This is a genomic window from Streptomyces neyagawaensis (genome assembly GCF_023516595.1).
Lineage (GTDB): Bacteria > Actinomycetota > Actinomycetes > Streptomycetales > Streptomycetaceae > Streptomyces > Streptomyces neyagawaensis.
Genome location: NZ_JAMGBG010000027.1, coordinates 39115 through 56299, shown reverse-complemented (window position 1 = coordinate 56299; position 17185 = coordinate 39115). Strand labels below are relative to the sequence as shown.

The 17185-nt window shown below is 72.1% G+C and carries 11 protein-coding genes; 8 read left to right on the top strand and 3 right to left on the bottom strand.

Translation table 11 applies throughout. The annotated features are described in order from the left end of the window. Nucleotides 1–106 precede the first annotated feature (106 nt). The 3 genes from M8J73_RS14110 to M8J73_RS14100 form a co-directional block, all read right to left on the bottom strand. On the bottom strand, nt 107–1018 hold the full coding sequence (locus M8J73_RS14110; protein ID WP_055540615.1) for a carbohydrate kinase family protein: 912 nt from the start codon (nt 1016–1018) through the stop codon (nt 107–109). Between the two features lie 179 nt (nt 1019–1197). Then, entirely contained in the window at nt 1198–2163 is a 966-nt protein-coding gene (locus tag M8J73_RS14105) for a hypothetical protein (protein WP_055540614.1), read from the bottom strand. Nucleotides 2164–2375: 212 nt separating this feature from the next. Beyond that, nucleotides 2376–2753 carry a response regulator gene (locus M8J73_RS14100; protein WP_055540626.1) on the bottom strand — a complete coding sequence of 126 codons (378 nt, stop codon included), beginning with the start codon at nt 2751–2753 and terminating at the stop codon, nt 2376–2378. 157 nt (nt 2754–2910) lie between these two features. Between M8J73_RS14100 and M8J73_RS14095 the strand changes: the two genes are divergently transcribed. From M8J73_RS14095 to M8J73_RS14060, 8 genes are all read left to right on the top strand, one after another. Continuing rightward, nucleotides 2911–4350, top strand: a complete 1440-nt coding sequence (locus M8J73_RS14095) for an ABC transporter substrate-binding protein (RefSeq protein ID WP_079055034.1) — start codon at nt 2911–2913, stop codon at nt 4348–4350. A 661-nt stretch (nt 4351–5011) separates the two neighbouring features. Continuing rightward, the gene (locus M8J73_RS14090) at nt 5012–7693 is read left to right on the top strand and encodes a PAS domain S-box protein (RefSeq protein ID WP_063799197.1); all 2682 of its coding nucleotides are present in this window, start codon (nt 5012–5014) and stop codon (nt 7691–7693) included. A 305-nt stretch (nt 7694–7998) separates the two neighbouring features. Further along, the gene (locus M8J73_RS14085; protein WP_055538509.1) at nt 7999–8670 is read left to right on the top strand and encodes a response regulator transcription factor; all 672 of its coding nucleotides are present in this window, start codon (nt 7999–8001) and stop codon (nt 8668–8670) included. 78 nt (nt 8671–8748) lie between these two features. Continuing rightward, nucleotides 8749–10821, top strand: coding sequence for an excinuclease ABC subunit UvrC (gene uvrC / locus M8J73_RS14080; RefSeq protein WP_055538510.1), 2073 nt, complete (start codon nt 8749–8751; stop codon nt 10819–10821). Continuing rightward, complete coding sequence (gene rapZ / locus M8J73_RS14075; protein ID WP_055538511.1) at nt 10818–11870, top strand: RNase adapter RapZ; 1053 nt, start codon at nt 10818–10820, stop codon at nt 11868–11870. Before uvrC ends, rapZ begins: the two co-directional genes overlap by 4 nt. Further along, nucleotides 11867–12937 (top strand): gluconeogenesis factor YvcK family protein, encoded by a 1071-nt coding sequence (locus M8J73_RS14070; protein WP_055538512.1) that lies wholly within the window; start codon nt 11867–11869, stop codon nt 12935–12937. Before rapZ ends, M8J73_RS14070 begins: the two co-directional genes overlap by 4 nt. Continuing rightward, nucleotides 12928–13917, top strand: a complete 990-nt coding sequence (gene whiA / locus M8J73_RS14065) for a DNA-binding protein WhiA (protein ID WP_055514344.1) — start codon at nt 12928–12930, stop codon at nt 13915–13917. Before M8J73_RS14070 ends, whiA begins: the two co-directional genes overlap by 10 nt. A gap of 188 nt (nt 13918–14105) precedes the next feature. Beyond that, the gene (locus M8J73_RS14060) at nt 14106–17063 is read left to right on the top strand and encodes a M14 family metallopeptidase (protein ID WP_055538513.1); all 2958 of its coding nucleotides are present in this window, start codon (nt 14106–14108) and stop codon (nt 17061–17063) included. Nucleotides 17064–17185 lie beyond the last annotated feature (122 nt).

The window sequence follows — 17185 nt, the reverse complement described above, 5'->3', positions numbered from 1 at the left end:
CCACGCGGGCGGGCAAGGCCTGACCCTGCCCGACCCGGACGAACGGCGTGCCCCGCGGGAACCTCCCCGCGGGGCACGCCGTTCGTTCCGCCACCACCGGGGCGGATCAGTCCCCGTCCACCTCGGACGCGTACGGCGGTTCCGCGCCCGCTCGGGAGCAGGTGACCGCGGCCGCGCGGGCGGCGAAGCGGAGCAGTCCGCCCCAGTCCTCGGCGGTCAGGGCCGCGAGCGAGGCCGTGGACAGGGCGTCACGCGCGGACAGGCCGTGCAGGAGGGCCGCGTTCACCGTGTCACCGGCACCGATGGTGTCGACGACATCGACCTTCTCGCCCGGCACACGGTGCTCGGCGCCGTCGCGGGTGTAGGCGGTCAGCCCCTCCCCGCCCCGGGTCACCACGACGGCCGCGGGGCCGCAGGCCAGCCACTGCTCCGGGGTGCCGCCCAGCCACTCGGCGTCCTCCTCCGACAGCTTCAGCAGCGACACGGAGGGCAGCCAGCTCTTGAAGCGGGCGCGATGGGCGGCCGGGTCGGGGATGAGGCCCGGCCGGATGTTGGGGTCGAGGGCGGTGAAGACCCCGCGCGCGGCCGCGCCGTGCAGCAGCTCCTCGTACGCGCTCGCCCCCGGCTCCAGGACCAGGGAGCAGGTGCCGAAGGAGACGGCGCGGGTGCCCGCGGGGAGCCGCTCCGGGGCTTCGAACAGGCGGTCGGCGCTGCCCTCCACGTAGAAGGAGTAGCGGGCGGAGCCGTCCTCGCCGATCGAGGCCAGCGCCAGCGTCGTCGGCTCCGGGCCGCGCTGCACCGATGTCACGTCCACACCGGCCTCGCGCAACCCGGTCAGCAGGGCCTCGCCGTAGACGTCGTACGACACGCGGGAGCAGAACGCCGTGGGGGAGCCGAGACGGCCGAGGGCGACCGCCGTGTTGTACGGCCCGCCGCCGCGCGCCGGCCGCAGATCCACGAGCGGACCCGAACCCCTCGGGACCAGGTCGATCAGGGCTTCACCGGCGACGACGATCACGAAGGGGTCCTTTCTGGGATGTCTCCGCCGGAAGGTACCTCAGAGGTTTTCGCCCCGCGACGGGCGGCCCCGACCGAGGTCCTGGAGGAGGACACGCCGGCCCGCGCGGCACGGAGGAAGGCACCCCGGCCCGCGCCCCCGACCGAGGCCCTGGGGAGGGAACCCCGGCCCCTTCGCCCTCACTCCCAGTCCCAGCCGATCCCGAGGACCCCCGTGCGCACCCGGGGCTCCACCAGGTGCACCGAACGGTGCAGTCCGCTCAGGGGGAGGGCCTGCCGCCCTCCGCGCGGGGAGGCCTGCGAGTGCTGGCTGAACCGGTGGCAGCGCACCGGCAGCGCCCGCTCGTCGAAGCGCACCTGGAGGGCGTACTGCCCGCCCCCCGACCGGAAACCGCGGACGTATTCGGTGCACACCCCGGCCGTCCCGTCGTCGACGCCGTAGCGGAACAGGAACGTGTCGCCGCTGCGCAGCCGGGTGTCGAAGAGGAACTCGGCGACCAGCACCCCCGTGTCGTCGTCCCAGCGCACCCGGCCCCGGCGGCAGTTCTCCAGGGCGCGGACCGCCATCCGCTCCGGGGCGCAGCCCGGGTCGCCGTGGTGGACGGCCACATAGCGGTCCACGCCGTCCCGGTGCGCCCGCACGATGTGCTGCGACTCGCGGCCCAGCAGCTCCCGGTGCGCGCCGACACGCACCCGCTCGTGATGGCCGATGGTGTGCACCCCGCCGTCGAGCGGCGACCCCAGCTCGCCGAGGAGCCGCTCCAGGACACCCGAGGCCTCCATGAAGGAGCGGTAGGAACGGCCGGCGCCGCGGCCCGGCCCGGAGGGCTCCTCGGACCGGGCCAGCAGACGGATCAGCGACTCGTCCGGCAGTTGCAGGATCTCCTCCAGGGCCCGCACCGCCCGCAGCGACTCGGGGCGCTGCGGGCGCCGGGCGCCCTGCTGCCAGTAACTCAGGCTGGTCACCCCGACCTTGACCCCGTGGCGCGACAGATGGTGCTGCACCCGCTGCAACGGCAGTCCGCGCGCGGCGATCGCGGCGCGCAGCGCCACATGGAAGGGACCACCCCGCAGGGCCGACTCCAGCTCCGCGGTGGCGACGTTCGCGATCGCCGCGACGTCGGCGTGCTCTGTGGCGTGCCGCATGGAGGAGCCTTTCTGTGAGGTGCGCGTCGGCTGGTCGGACCACGCGTGGGCCGGTCGGGGCGCCCCGCGGACGCGCGGGGCTCTCGGCGACCGTCCGTCTTCACATCCGTACGACGGCGTTCCCCGCCCTGAGTTCCCCCGCATTGAAGCGTGTTGACAAAGTCCCGACAACACCCGGGACGGGACATGGCCGGACACCGACGGCAAGATCCTCAGTGCTCCGGGGACCCCTGACCGGGCCCCAGCAGGTCGCGCAGCGCCTGTCCCGAGAGCCTCGACTTGTGAAGGAATCCGCGCACCGGAGCGGCCGCGACCAATTCCCGGACGTCCTCCAGGGGATGCGCGGACGTCAGGACGATCACGGCCGACGGTGCTGCGCGTGCGAGCGTCGGCGCGAGGTCCAGTCCGCTCTCGCCGCCGAGGTCGAGGTCCAGCAGGACGACGTCCGGCGCCAGTTCCGCGATCCGCGCCAGCGCCTCACCGCCGGTGGACGCCACGCCGACGACCCGGATCCCGTCGTGTTCGAGGAGGGCCCGGGCGGCCTCCAGGAATCGGGCACTGTCGTCGACGATGAGACAGCGCGTGGACATGCTGACAGCCTCCCCCGGCCGGTGACGGAACCACATCCCGGTCAGCCGGAAAGTGTCCTCCCGGCGCGTGCCCCGTTACGTGGAATGTGCTGATGTCCCTTGCCGATTCGATCCGTTCCCACTCACCGAGGGAATCGAACAGGCCACGGGGAGTAGCATGTCGCTGCCCTGGGGGCCGAGTGGCCCGGTCGAATGGGAGTACTACGCGATGAACGCGTCGCACAACGGCGTCGGGAGACGTCAGATCCGTCGTGCCCTGGTGGCGGGAATGGCGGCGGTGGCACTGTTACTGGCCGGATGCAGCGCCGGTGACGAGGAGGACCGGCAGGGCGCGGACGGCAAGGCGGCGAGTGACACGACCTGCGACGGCAGGATCGACGGCACCGCCCACATCACCCTGTGGTTCCACGCCGGGCAGAGCGGTGAGCAGAGCACCCTGCGCAGCCAGGTCAAGGAGTTCAACAAGGCCCAGCGGCAGGTGCGGGTCGAACTGGTGACCCTGCCCGAGCAGCGCCCGTACACCGAGCTCGTCCTGTCCGCGGCGGCCAGCGGAGACCTCCCGGACCTCCTCGACTTCGACGGCCCCAACCTCTACAGCTACGCCTGGTCCGGCAAGCTGAAGCCGATCGACTCCTGTGTGCCCGCCGGGGTCCGCAAGGACCTGCTGCCCTCGATCCGCCAACAGGGCACGTACGACGGCCGGTTGTGGGGGGTCGGAACCTTCGACTCCGGGCTCGGTCTGTACGTACGGCCCTCGGTGCTCCGCAAGGCCGGGATCCGGATCCCCAAGGGCACCGGGGACGCCTGGACCGCCGACGAGCTGACGGGGATCCTGCGCAAGCTGCGGGCCGAGGGGTACGAGGCGCCCCTCGACCTCAACTTCGTCGACTCGGCGAGCCCCGACGAGTGGAACACCTACGCCTTCGCCCCGGCCGTGTGGTCGGCCGGCGGCGACCTCATCGACCCCCAGGGGTTCCGCACGGCGGACGGCTTCCTCAACGGCCCCGAGTCGGTGAAGGCGCTCACCACCCTGCAGAGCTGGGTGACGAAGGGATACGTCGACCGGGACCGGAACAAGAACGCGTTCGTGAAGGGACGCACCCCCCTGTCCTGGATGGGGCACTGGAAGTACGGCGAGTTCAGTGCGGCGCACCCCGGGGACGTGGCGATCGTGCCGCTGCCCGACTTCGGCGCCGGCACCGCCACCGGGATGGGCTCCTGGCAGTGGGGCATCCCCTCCGGCGGCGCGGACGGCGACGCGGTGTGGCGGTTCCTGGAGTATCTGCTGCGGCCGGAGCAGGTGTTGAGGATGAGCGAGGCCAACGGGGCGATCCCCGGGACGGAACGGGCGGTCGGCCTCTCCAAGAAGTTCGACGAGAACGGTCCGGAGCGGCTGTTCATCGAGCAACTGCGCGGCGGTGTCGCCCGGCCCCGGCCGCAGACCCCCGCGTACCCGGCGATCACCAAGGCGTTCTCCCGCGCGGTCGCCGACAGCGTCTTCGCGGGGGCCCCGGTCGAGAAGACGCTGGACGCGGCGGTCGAGGACATCAACAAGGACCTGGCCGCTCACGATGGTTACCCGCAGAGCGAGCCGTGACCGCCGGGGCGCCGAGGGTGCCTGGACCGTCGCCCGGATCAGCGGGATGCTGAGGACACCGAGCGCCCCCTCCCGGGGGCCGCGCGGTGCCGGGCGGCGACCTGATCGAACGTTTCCCCGTCGAGCGGCCGACGGGGCGCGCCTGGTCGCGGGCGGCCCGAAGCACGGACGACGCCGCCGAGCCTGCAAAGGCGGACCACATGTACGCGACCGACGACTCCGCGCCGGCCCACCCGGACAACACCCCCACCCCCCAGCACCCGTGAGCCCCCCCATGCGCCGCACCCCCTCCCCGAACCGGTCCCCCGACACCCCCGAGCCGACCTCGCCGCCCACGGACCGCGCACCGGACGCACCCAGCGTGTCCCCGGCGGCGCACATACCGGTCGCGCGCCCCACATCCCCGGCGGACCGTTCCCCGGCGGACCATGCCTCGGAAGGGCCCGCCTCGGCAGGCCCCGCCTCGGCAGGGCGTCCCGAGGGGCGCGTGCCCAGTCCGCGTCGACCGGCGCGCTCGGCCGATCCCGCGTCCCACCCGGCGCCGGAGACCCCTGGGCCGGACGGGACGGTGGCGTCCCGCCACGTCCGGGCGGGCCGGCGGTGGGGGAGGGGTGTGCCGGGGGTGCCGTTCCTCGCCCGGCTGAGGGTCGGCGCCAAGCTGATGCTGCTCGTGCTGCTGCCGGTGACCGTGCTGCTGGTGTTCACCGTGTTCGCCGCCATGTCGCACTGGGAGAAGGGGCGGACGCTGCGCGACTTCGACACGGCGATCGCGGTGTCGTTCGCGACCGGCGACGTCTCCGATGCCGTCGCGCGGGAGCGGATGGCCGCCGTGAAGGCCCGGCTGCACGTCGAACCGGGCACCGCCCGCGAGCGCGCCGCCGCCCAGCGCGCCACCGACACCGCGCTGCGCCGGGCCGTCGGGCAGGCCACCGGCCGGCCGGTCCCCGACGTCGCCGGTGTCCTCGACGCCGTGCGCCGGCAACTGCACGCGCTGCGCGTGGAGGCGGGCACGAACTCCCTGGACGCGCAGACCGTCGCCCAGCGGTACGACGGCATCGAGGACGTCCTGCTCGACACCGTCGCCACCCTGGAGTCCGGACGCCCCACGCGGGCCGCGGGCCGCGCCGCCGACGCCCATGTGGCCCTGCGGAAGGCCATCGCCGCCGCCGAACGGGAACGGGCCGAGCTCGCCATCCTGTTCGGCGTCCCCGCCGGCCAACGCCCCACCGCCGCCGGCCGCTGGACCGAATTGGAGAAGGCCCAGCTCCGCACCTTCGAGCAGAACACCTCCGCGGCGCTCTGGGCCCAACTGCACAGCACCATGTTCCAGGCCCCCGGCCGAGCCGTCCGCAAGGTCCGCGACCTGCTCGACGACTCCGACACCCGGCCCGCCGACTGGCCCTCGTACGACGCCTGGCTCGCCGACTCCGGGCAGTACGTCGACGATCTGCGGCACATCCAGGACCGGGCCATGCGGGAACTCGCCCGCACCGCCGACGACGAACTGCGGGCCACTCGCACCCGCGCCTACAGCGACCTGGCCCTCTTCCTGACCGTCCTGTGCGCCGTCACCGTCCTCGCGCTGGCCCTGCGCCGCTCGATCACCCGCCCCCTCGGACAGGTCGCCGAGGGCGCGCGGGCCCTGTCGGAGGGCGACCTGTCGTACGACATCCGCTACGCGGGCCGCGACGAACTCGGGGACGTCGCGGACACGTTCCGGGAGCTGCGGGTGACCACGGAACGGCTGGCCGGCCAGATCCGGGCCATGAACACGGCGATCGACGCCGGCCGCCTCCAACACCGGGCCGACGTCGACGCCTTCGACGGCACCTGGGCCCAGCTGCTGGGCGGCATGAACGACACCATGGCGTCCTTCGCCGCCGCCCACGGCCGCCGCAGGCGCGCCGAACAGGAACTGGAAGGCATCTTCAACCTCTCCCTGGACCTGCTCTGCATCAGCGGACTCGACGGCTACTTCAAACGCGTCAACCCGGCCTTCGAACGCACCCTCGGCTATCCCGTCGAGACCCTGACGGCCAGGCCGCTCGTCGAGTTCGTCCACGAGGAGGACCGCGACAGCACCCGCGAGGCGATCGCGCTGCTGGCGAGCGGCGCCGACGTCGCCGAGTTCGAGAACCGCTACGTGCGCGCGGACGGCACCGAGTGCTGGCTCCAGTGGAGCGCCCGGCCCGTCCCCGAGGAGGGCCTCATCTACGCCGCCGCCCGCGACGTCACCGAGAGCCGCCTCGCCGCCCGGGAACAGGCCGCGCTGCGCCGCGTCGCCACCGAGGTGGCCCGCGGGGTGCCGCCGTTCGACGTGTTCGCGAAGGTGGCGCAGGAGGTGGGCGCCCTGCTGAGCACGTCCGCGGCCGTCCTGCGCTACGGGAGCGACGGCGACGTCACGGTCCTCGGCATCGCGCGCGAACACGCCGACGACGGCGGCGGAGCGCCGCCACTGACCCGGCGTGAGGTGGCGCGCACGGTGATACGGGAGGTGGCCCGCACACGCGGCGCCGCCCGGTCCGGCACCGCCGCGGGCGCCCCCATCGTCGTCGAGGGCCGGCTGTGGGGTGTCGTCGTCGCCGCCTCGCTGCTCGACCCGCTGCCCGAGGGCACCGAGTGCCGGCTCGCCGACTTCACCGAACTCATCGCCACCGCGATCGCCAACGCCGACAGCCGCGCCCAGTTGGCCGCCTCACGCGCGCGTGTCGTCGCCGCGGGCGATGCCTCCCGGCGCCGTATCGAACGCGACCTCCACGACGGTGTGCAGCAGCGCCTGATCTCCCTCCAACTGGAGCTGCGGATGGCGCAGACCCTCGTCGAGGAGCGCGGCTCGGAGCTCGGCAGGCAACTCGCGCACCTGGGCAAGGGCCTCGACGACACGTTCCAGGACCTGATCCAGGTGGCCCGCGGCATCCACCCGGCCATTCTCACCAAGGGCGGCCTCGGCCCCGCCCTGCGTTCCCTCGCCCGCCGCTCCGCGATCCCCGTCGAACTCGACCTGCGGCTCTCCACGCCCCGCTTCCCCGAGCCGGTCGAGGTGGCCGCGTACTACGTGACCTCGGAGTGCCTGACCAACGCCGTCAAGCACGCGCGCGCGAGCGTGGTGACCGTCACGGCCGAGGACACCGGCGGCGTCCTGGAGGTGGTCATCCACGACGACGGCGCCGGGGGAGCGGAACCGGGCGGGGGCTCGGGACTGATCGGGCTCATCGACCGGGTGGAGGCGATCGGCGGCCGGCTGACCGTGACCAGCCCTCCGGGCAGCGGGACGACGCTGGGTGTCCGCCTGCCGCTGACACCGCCCCCGGACACCGGGGACGGCGTCGTGCCCCGTTCATGACCGCCCGAAGCGTACGCGGCGAGACCCTTCAAGGGGGGGAGTACGGGGCTCGGTCGGGCGTACGTTCGGGCGGCCGTGCCGGACGGTGAAGACGGCCGCCCGGCCCAGCACGCGGGAGAGCGGCCGATCCGTCTCCGCCGAGACAACCGGCCACCCGCGACTGCACTCTTTCGAGCATGACGTGCCGCCCTCACGGTGTCGCCCCGGCTCTCCCCCAACTAGGCTTCCAGCTAGCCGTAAGACCGTGTTCGGGCAGGCTGCCATGGAGAAGAGTGAACGGGTCGGGCAGGGGGAGGCCGAGACCAATGCACGCCGATCAGCATCCGGCGCTCGGACGGGTGGTGCTCGCGGACGACGACGTGCTCCTGCGCGAGGGACTGGCCAGTCTGTGCGAGCGCGTCGGATACGAGGTGGTGGGCCAGGCCGGCGACGGCAGTGGGCTCATGGACCTCGTCGAGTCGCAGGTGCCGGACATCGCGATCATCGACATCAGGATGCCGCCGACCCAGTCCACCGAGGGCCTGAAGGCGGCCCGGGCCATCCGCGAGCGGTACCCCTCCGTCGGGATCCTCGTCCTGTCGGCGTTCGTCGAGGTCGAGGACGCCCTGGAGCTACTGGCCGGCGGGCGCAGCATCGGCTACCTGCTCAAGAGCCGGATCACCGCCGTCGACGAGTTCCTGGAGACGCTCGACCGCATCCGCCGGGGCGGCTGTGTGGTGGATCCCTCACTCGTGCAGGAGCTGGTCGCCGCGCAGCGCCGCGACGATCCGCTCGCCATGCTCAGCAACCGTGAGCGCGAGGTGCTCGGCCTCATGGCCGAGGGGCGCTCCAACGCGGGCATCGGCAAGCGGCTGTGGGTCACCGAGGGCACCGTCGAGAAGCATGTACGGAGCATCCTGGGCAAGCTGAGGCTGCCGGAGGAACCGGACGACCACCGCAGGGTCCTGGCCGTCCTCACGTTCCTGGAGACGCGCTAGCCGACGGGGCGGGCAGCCGCCCTCCGAGGGCTGCCCGTGCGCCCCGCGCTGTCACTCCCCGCCAGTAGGGTGTGGAGTATGGCCGATCCCTCCAGCTACCGCCCCAGCCCGGGACAGATCCCGGACTCTCCCGGGGTGTACAAGTTCCGTGACGAGCACCGCCGGGTGATCTACGTCGGGAAGGCGAAGAGCCTGCGCCAGCGCCTGGCCAACTACTTCCAGGACCTGGCCGGCCTCCACCCGCGCACCCGCTCCATGGTGACCACGGCCGCCTCCGTGGAGTGGACGGTGGTGTCCACGGAGGTGGAGGCGCTCCAGCTGGAGTACTCCTGGATCAAGGAGTTCGACCCCCGGTTCAACGTCAAGTACCGCGACGACAAGAGCTACCCGTACCTCGCGGTCACGATGAACGAGCAGTACCCCCGCGTGCAGGTGATGCGCGGTCACAAGAAGAAGGGCGTCAAGTACTTCGGCCCCTACGCGCACGCGTGGGCGATCCGCGACACCGTGGACCTGCTGCTGCGTGTCTTCCCCGTCCGCACCTGCTCGGCCGGCGTCTTCAAGAACGCGGCGCGCACCGGCCGCCCCTGTCTGCTCGGCTACATCGGCAAGTGCTCCGCCCCCTGCGTCGAGCGCATCACCGCCGAGGACCACCGGGAACTGGCCGAGGAGTTCAGCGACTTCATGGCCGGCCGCACCGGCACCTACCTCCGCCGCCTGGAGCGGCAGATGACGGACGCGGCCGAGGAGATGGAGTACGAGCGGGCCGCCCGGCTGCGCGACGACATCGAGGCCCTGAAGAAGGCCATGGAGAAGAACGCGGTCGTGCTCGCCGACGCGACCGACGCCGACCTGATCGCGGTCGCCGAGGACGAGCTGGAGGCCGCCGTCCAGATCTTCCACGTCCGCGGCGGACGCGTACGCGGCCAGCGCGGCTGGGTCACCGACAAGGTCGAGGCCGTCACCACCGGTGACCTCGTCGAGCACGCCCTGCAACAGCTCTACGGCGAGGAGACCGGCGACTCGGTGCCCAAGGAAGTTCTCGTCCCGGCGCTGCCCGACCCCGTCGAACCCGTCCAGGAGTGGCTCACCGGGCGCCGCGGCTCGTACGTCTCCCTGCGCATCCCGCAGCGGGGCGACAAGAAGGCCCTCATGGAGACCGTGCAGCGCAACGCCCAGCAGTCGCTGGTGCTGCACAAGACCAAGCGCGCCTCGGACCTCACCACCCGCTCCCGTGCACTGGAGGAGATCGCCGAGGCCCTCGACCTCGACAGCGCCCCGCTCAGGATCGAGTGCTACGACATCTCCCACCTCCAGGGCGACGACGTCGTGGCGTCCATGGTCGTCTTCGAGGACGGGCTGGCCCGCAAGAGCGAGTACCGCCGCTTCCAGATCAAGGGCCGTGTCGGGGACACCCAGGTCTGGCACGGCGAGGGCCAGGACGACGTCCGGTCCATGCACGAGGTCATCGCCCGTCGCTTCCGGCGCTACCTCGCCGAGAAGGAGAAGACCGGCGAGTGGGCCGAGGGCGAGGACGCCTTCACCGAGGAGGACGGCCGCCCCAAGCGCTTCGCCTACCCGCCGCAGCTCGTCGTCGTCGACGGCGGACAGCCGCAGGTCGCCGCCGCCCGCCGCGCCCTGGACGAGCTGGGCATCGACGACATCGCCGTGTGCGGCCTCGCCAAGCGCCTGGAGGAGGTCTGGCTGCCCGGCGAGGACGACCCGGTGGTCCTGCCCCGCACCAGCGAGGGCCTGTACCTCCTCCAGCGCGTCCGCGACGAGGCCCACCGCTTCGCCATCACCTACCAGCGCACCAAGCGGTCCAAGCGGTTCCGGGCGAGCCCCCTGGACGACGTGCCCGGCCTCGGCGACACCCGCAAGCAGGCCCTCCTCAAGCACTTCGGGTCGCTGAAGAAACTGCGCGCCGCGACGATCGACCAGATCTGCGAGGTCCCCGGCATAGGCCGCAAGACGGCCGAGACCATCGCCGCGGCCCTGGCACAGGCGGCTCCGGCGGCACCCGCCGTGAACACCGCCACTGGGGAGATCATGGAGGAAGAGGAGCCCGGCACGACGGCGGACACCTCCGAGGAGCCCGTGGCGGCGTTCACCGCGGGGCCCCCGGACCGGCGACGAGGGCAGGAGACATGACCGAGCACCAACAGCGCCCAGAACCCCACGAGCGCCCCGAGCGTCCAGAAGAACAGCACCAAGATCACACGGCGGAGCGCGGACAGGCCCCCAGCGCGGTGGGCGACCACGCCTCCCAGCACCCAGCGCCACAGGAAGACGGAGCACACGTGAGTACGGGCATCGAAACAGCCGGGGTCCCCGAGGCGGCCATCCCCGAGCTGGTCATCATCTCCGGCATGTCCGGCGCCGGCCGGTCCACGGCCGCCAAGTGTCTGGAGGACCTCGGCTGGTTCGTCGTGGACAACCTGCCGCCCGCGCTGATCCCCACCATGGTGGAGCTCGGCGCCCGCTCCCAGGGCAACGTGGTGCGGATCGCGGTCGTCGTCGACGTCCGTGGCCGCCGCTTCTTCGACAACCTCCGCGACTCCCTCGCCGACCTGGAGACGAAGAACGTCACCCGCCGGATCGTCTTCCTGGAGTCCTCCGACGACGCCCTCGTGCGCCGCTTCGAGTCGGTGCGCCGCCCGCACCCCCTCCAGGGCGACGGCCGCATCACCGACGGCATCGCCGCCGAGCGGGAGCTGCTGCGCGAGCTGCGCGGCGACGCCGACCTGGTGATCGACACCTCCAGCCTGAACGTGCACGAGCTGCGGGCCAAGATGGACGCCCAGTTCGCCGGCGAGGAGGAGCCCGAGCTGCGGGCCACCGTCATGTCCTTCGGCTTCAAGTACGGCCTCCCCGTCGACGCCGACCTGGTCGTGGACATGCGCTTCCTGCCCAACCCGCACTGGGTCCCGGAGCTGCGCCCGTTCACCGGCCTCAACGAGGAGGTCTCGGCGTACGTCTTCAACCAGCCCGGCGCCAAGGAGTTCCTCGACCGCTACGCCGAGCTGCTCCAGCTGATCGCCGCCGGGTACCGTCGCGAGGGCAAGCGGTACGTGACCATCGCGGTCGGCTGCACCGGCGGCAAGCACCGCTCGGTCGCCACCTCCGAGAAGCTCGCCGCCCGCCTCGCCTCCCAGGGCGTCGAGACCGTCGTCGTGCACCGCGACATGGGCCGCGAATGACCGGACGTGCTGCTCTGCGGCTGAGCAGACTGCGCCGGACCACCCCGGAAGGACGCACGACCGGCCCCGCCGAGGTCCGCGGCGGCCGGCCGCGCCGTCGTGGCGCCCAGCCCAAGGTCGTCGCGCTCGGCGGCGGCATGGGCCTGTCCGCCTCGCTCGCCGCCCTGCGCCGGATCACCGGCGACCTCACCGCCGTCGTCACCGTGGCCGACGACGGCGGCTCCAGCGGACGCCTGCGCGACGAGCTGGGCGTGCTCCCGCCCGGCGACCTGCGCAAGGCGCTGGCCGCGCTGTGCGGCGACGACGACTGGGGCCAGACCTGGGCCCGCGTCATCCAGCACCGCTTCACCTCCCAGGGCGACCTGCACGACCACGCCGTCGGCAACCTGCTGATCGTCGCCCTGTGGGAGCAGCTCGGCGACCACGTCCAGGCGCTGGACCTGGTCGGCAAGCTGCTCGGCGCGCAGGGCCGTGTGCTGCCCATGTCCGCGGTGCCCCTGGAGCTCCAGGCCCTGGTCAAGGGGCACGACCCGGCCCGCCCTGATGACGTCGACACCGTCCGGGGCCAGGCGACCGTCGCGCTCACCCCGGGCGAGGTGCAGTCCGTGCACGTCGTGCCGCACGACCCGCCCGCCGTGCCCGAGGCGGTGGCGGCCGTCCTCGACGCCGACTGGGTGGTGCTCGGCCCCGGCTCCTGGTTCTCGTCGGTCATCCCGCACCTGCTCGTGCCCGAGCTGCTCGACGCCCTCACCGAGACCAAGGCCCGGCTGGTGCTGTCGCTGAACCTCGCCCCGCAGCCGGGAGAAACCGATGGCTTCTCCCCGCAGCGTCATTTGGAGGTTTTGGCACGACACGCCCCTAAACTCGCCCTGGACGTGGTGCTGGCCGACGAGGCCGCCGTGCCCGACCGTGATTTGCTCACCGAGGCCGCGAAGCGGTTCGGCGCCGCGGTCGAGCTGGCGCCGGTGGCCCGGCCCGATGGATCTCCGCGGCATGATCCGGAGCTGCTGGCCGCCGCGTACGACCGTATTTTTCGGATGCATGGAAGGATCGGCCCATGGCGATGACGGCAGCGGTGAAGGACGAGATCTCTCGGCTACCCGTCACCCGGACCTGCTGCAGAAAGGCGGAGGTCTCGGCGATCCTGCGGTTCGCGGGCGGGCTGCACCTGGTGAGCGGCCGCATCGTGATCGAGGCGGAGCTGGACACCGCGATGGCGGCGCGCCGCCTCAAGCGGGACATCCTGGAGATCTTCGGCCACAGCTCCGAGCTGATCGTGATGGCGCCCGGCGGACTGCGCCGTGGCTCGCGCTATGTGGTGCGGGTCGTCGCGGGCGGCGATCAGCTGGCCCGTCAGACGGGACTGGTCGACGGTCGCGGCCGGCCCATCCGCGGGCTGCCCCCGCAGGTGGTCTCGGGGGCCACCTGCGATGCCGAGGCCGCCTGGCGCGGGGCGTTCCTGGCGCACGGCTCGCTCACCGAGCCCGGCCGTTCGTCGTCCCTGGAGGTGACCTGCCCGGGTCCGGAGGCGGCCCTCGCGCTGGTCGGCGCGGCCCGCCGGCTGTCGATCGCCGCGAAGGCCCGTGAGGTGCGCAGCGTCGACCGGGTCGTCGTCCGGGACGGTGACGCGATCGGCGCGCTGCTGACCCGGCTCGGCGCCCATGAGTCCGTGCTGGCCTGGGAGGAGCGGCGGATGCGCCGCGAGGTGCGGGCCACGGCCAACCGGCTCGCCAACTTCGACGACGCCAACCTGCGCCGCTCGGCCCGTGCCGCCGTAGCCGCGGGTGCCCGGGTGGGCCGCGCCCTGGAGATCCTCGGCGACGACGTGCCCGAGCACCTCGCCGCCGCCGGACGGCTGCGCATGGAGCACAAGCAGGCCTCGCTGGAGGAGCTGGGCGCGCTCGCCGACCCGCCGCTCACCAAGGACGCCGTCGCGGGCCGTATCCGCCGACTGCTGGCCATGGCGGACAAGCGCGCACAGGACCTGGGCATCCCGGGGACCGAGTCGAGCCTCACCGAGGAGATGGCCGAAAACCTCGTGGGGTGACCCTCCGTCACCCGAACGCCGTATCGACGAACTCGCCGGTGCCGACGCCCTGTTGGGCTGTCGGCGCCGGCTTTCCGGCGACGGGGTGAATTCCTTGTGTGGCCTGTGCGGCACCCTTGACGTGACCCCGATCTGACATGAGCCTGGCGTCTGTTCGCCACTGGGGCGAACCCACGCAAGGGGGGCTCATGAGACGAAGAGCGAGATCGATCCTCGCGGTCGGCGTGCTCCTGCTGGGTGGCGGCGCGGGGCTCGCGCCGTTCGCCCAGGCGGCCGAGAACGACGGTTCCGGCGATGCGGAAGCGGTCAAGGTCTTCCGCGCCGAGGTCACGAAGAAGCAGATACCCCTGCTTCTGGCGGCCGGGCAGGACGGTCACGAACTCAGCGAGCAGGCACCGGAGAAGGGCACCGCGTCGGTCGAGGTCTACCTCACCGACAAGCAGGCGAAGGCCCTGGAGGAGCAGGGCGTCGACCTCAAGGAGCACAGGCTCACCCGCAAGGCGGAGGCCCGGGTGGACGCCGCGGGCGACGGGGTCTACCGCCCGTACAGCGGCGCCGGCAACATCAAGGAGGAGATCCTCCGGACCGGTCAGGAGCACCCGTCCCTGACCAAGGTGGTCTCCATCGGCAAGTCCCTCCAGGGACAGGACATCCTCGCGCTCAAACTGACCAAGAACGCGAAGAAGACCAAGGACGGCGCCAAGCCCTCCGTCCTGTACATGTCCAACCAGCACGCCCGTGAGTGGATCACCCCGGAGATGACCCGGCGGCTGATGCACCACTACCTGGACAACTACAAGACGGACAAGCGGATCAAGAAGATCGTCGACACCACCGAGCTGTGGTTCCTGATCTCCGCCAACCCGGACGGCTACGACTTCACCCACAAGGCCGACGGCAACCGCCAGTGGCGCAAGAACCTGCGCGACATCAACGGCGACAACGCCATCACCGTCGGCGACGGCGTCGACCTCAACCGCAACTTCGCCTACAAGTGGGGCTACGACAACGAGGGTTCGTCCCCGTTCCCCACCAGTGAGACCTACCGCGGCGCGGGCCCGGGCTCCGAGCCCGAGACCAAGGCCCTGGACGCCTTCGAGAAGCGCATCGGCTTCGAGTACGGCATCAACTACCACTCCGCCGCCGAACTGATCCTCTACGGCGTCGGCTGGCAGGTGGCCACCCCCACCCCGGACGACGTGCTCTACAAGGCGCTGGCCGGTACCCCGGAGAACCCCGCGGTCCCCGGATACCACCCCCAGCTCTCCTCGGAGCTGTACACCACCAACGGCGAGGCGGACGGCCACGCGGGCAACGTCAACGGCACGGCCATGTTCACCCCCGAGATGTCGACGTGCCAGACCGCGTCGAACATCGACCCGGCCGACGCCTGGAAGCCGGAGGACTGCGCCTCCGTCTTCACGTTCCCGGACGACGAGAAGCTGATCAAGCAGGAGTTCGAGAAGAACATCCCCTTCGCGCTCTCCGTCGCCGCGTCCGCGGCCAAGCCCGACCAGCCGAAGTCCTCGGTCGGCCTCGACGCCCCCGACTTCACCCCGGCGTCCTTCACCACGTCGTACTCGCGCGGCGCCGACCAGGAGATCTCCGTCGTCGTCCGCAAGTCCGTGCGCGACAAGGAGCTGAAGTACCGGATCAACGGCCGTGGCCGGACCTACGACCAGACGCTCAGGCCCTGGAAGGGCGGCGAGACGTTCGGCGGTGAGGACAACCTCTGGTTCGACGAGTACCGGGCGAAGGTCCAGGACGGCGAACCCGGCGACAAGGTCGAGGTCTGGTTCACCGGCGAGACCAAGAACGGCAAGCCCACCCGCAGCGAGCGCTTCACCTACACGATCGCCGAGCGGCCCAAGGCCGACACCCTCGTCGTCGCCGAGGAGGGCGCGACCGCGACCCAGACCCAGACCTATGTCGACGCGCTGAAGGCCAATGGCAAGAAGGCGCTCGTCTGGGACGTCGCGACCCAGGGTGCTCCCCACGCGCTGGGCGTACTGAAGCACTTCAAGCATGTCGTCCACTACACGGGCGCCGTGCGCCCCGGTGTCGCCACCCAGCTCGCCCTGCGCGCCTACCTCAACGAGGGCGGCAAGCTGATCGAGGCGGGCGAGAGCGCCGGCGGCTCCGTCGACCTCGGCGGCGGCACCCTGTCCAACGACTTCAGCCAGTACTACCTGGGCGCCTACAGCCGTACGTCCCTGCCCGACGCCACGTCCTTCGCGGGCAGCGGCAAGCTGGCGGGCTTCACGGGAACGCTCGGCGACGCGCCCGGCAACCCGCTCAACACGGCGGGATCGTTCGGCCTCACCTCCGACGCCCTGCCGGCGGACGCCTTCCCGCAGTTCGCGAGCGCCGGGGCGGGCCAGTACCCCGGCACCGTCAACCCCTACGGCCCGTACGAGGGCGCGTCCATGGCGGCGGTCACGCACTCCGACTACGCCTGGAACCGGCTCACCCGCACCATCGACCTCACCTCGGTGACCGCGGCCGACAAGCCCACGCTGCGCACCCGGATCCTGTGGAACACCGAGGAGGGCTACGACCACGCGGTCCTGGAGGCGCACACCGCCGGGGCGGACGACTGGACGACGCTGCCCGAGGCGGGCGGCGCCACCTCCACCGCCGTGCCCGTCGAGTGCGAGGCCGGGTACTTCATCCAGGCCCACCCGGCGCTGAAGCGGTACCTGACCCTGGGCTCCGGCGGCTGCACGCCGACCGGCACCAGCGGTGCCTGGAACAGCTTCACCGGGGCCTCCGACGGCTGGAAGCAGGTCGAGTTCGATCTGTCCGCCTACGCGGGCAAGTCGGTCGAGGTGTCGTTCAGCTACATCACCGACCCCGGCTCCGGCGGCCGTGGCGTGCTGCTCGACAACACCACGGTGGTCACCGGCGGCACCGCCGGCGCGACCGAGGGCTTCGAGACGTCGCTCGGCGCGTGGAAGACCCCCGGCCCGCCCGCGGGCAGCCCGGCGGTCGTCCGGGACTGGGGCCTGTCCGGCGAACTGTTCAAGACGTTCGGCGGGGTCACCACGGAGGACACCGTGCTGCTGGGCTTCGGCCTGGAGCAGGTGCCCGCGGCGGCCGACCGCACGGCTCTGCTCGGCAAGGCGCTGGCGGCGCTCAGGAAGTGAGCGCCGACTGCGCCGAAGGGCTGATGGCAGGCCCTGGAGAGGCCACCCCGAACGTCTGAAATCAGATGATCGGATGGCCGCTCAAAAGGTAATCAGCTTGTAAAACCCGGGCGGTCCGTACC

Bases quoted from the DNA above. Each gene is read 5' to 3' on its own strand.
- M8J73_RS14105 (WP_055540614.1), bottom strand. From the start codon at position 2,163: ATGCGGCACGCCACAGAGCACGCCGACGTCGCGGCGATCGCGAACGTC.
- M8J73_RS14060 (WP_055538513.1), top strand. From the start codon at position 14,106: ATGAGACGAAGAGCGAGATCGATCCTCGCGGTCGGCGTGCTCCTGCTG.
- rapZ (WP_055538511.1), top strand. From the start codon at position 10,818: ATGACCGAGCACCAACAGCGCCCAGAACCCCACGAGCGCCCCGAGCGT.
- M8J73_RS14100 (WP_055540626.1), bottom strand. From the start codon at position 2,753: ATGTCCACGCGCTGTCTCATCGTCGACGACAGTGCCCGATTCCTGGAG.
- whiA (WP_055514344.1), top strand. From the start codon at position 12,928: ATGGCGATGACGGCAGCGGTGAAGGACGAGATCTCTCGGCTACCCGTC.
- M8J73_RS14085 (WP_055538509.1), top strand. From the start codon at position 7,999: ATGCACGCCGATCAGCATCCGGCGCTCGGACGGGTGGTGCTCGCGGAC.
- uvrC (WP_055538510.1), top strand. From the start codon at position 8,749: ATGGCCGATCCCTCCAGCTACCGCCCCAGCCCGGGACAGATCCCGGAC.
- M8J73_RS14090 (WP_063799197.1), top strand. From the start codon at position 5,012: ATGCTGCTCGTGCTGCTGCCGGTGACCGTGCTGCTGGTGTTCACCGTG.
- M8J73_RS14095 (WP_079055034.1), top strand. From the start codon at position 2,911: ATGTCGCTGCCCTGGGGGCCGAGTGGCCCGGTCGAATGGGAGTACTAC.
- M8J73_RS14070 (WP_055538512.1), top strand. From the start codon at position 11,867: ATGACCGGACGTGCTGCTCTGCGGCTGAGCAGACTGCGCCGGACCACC.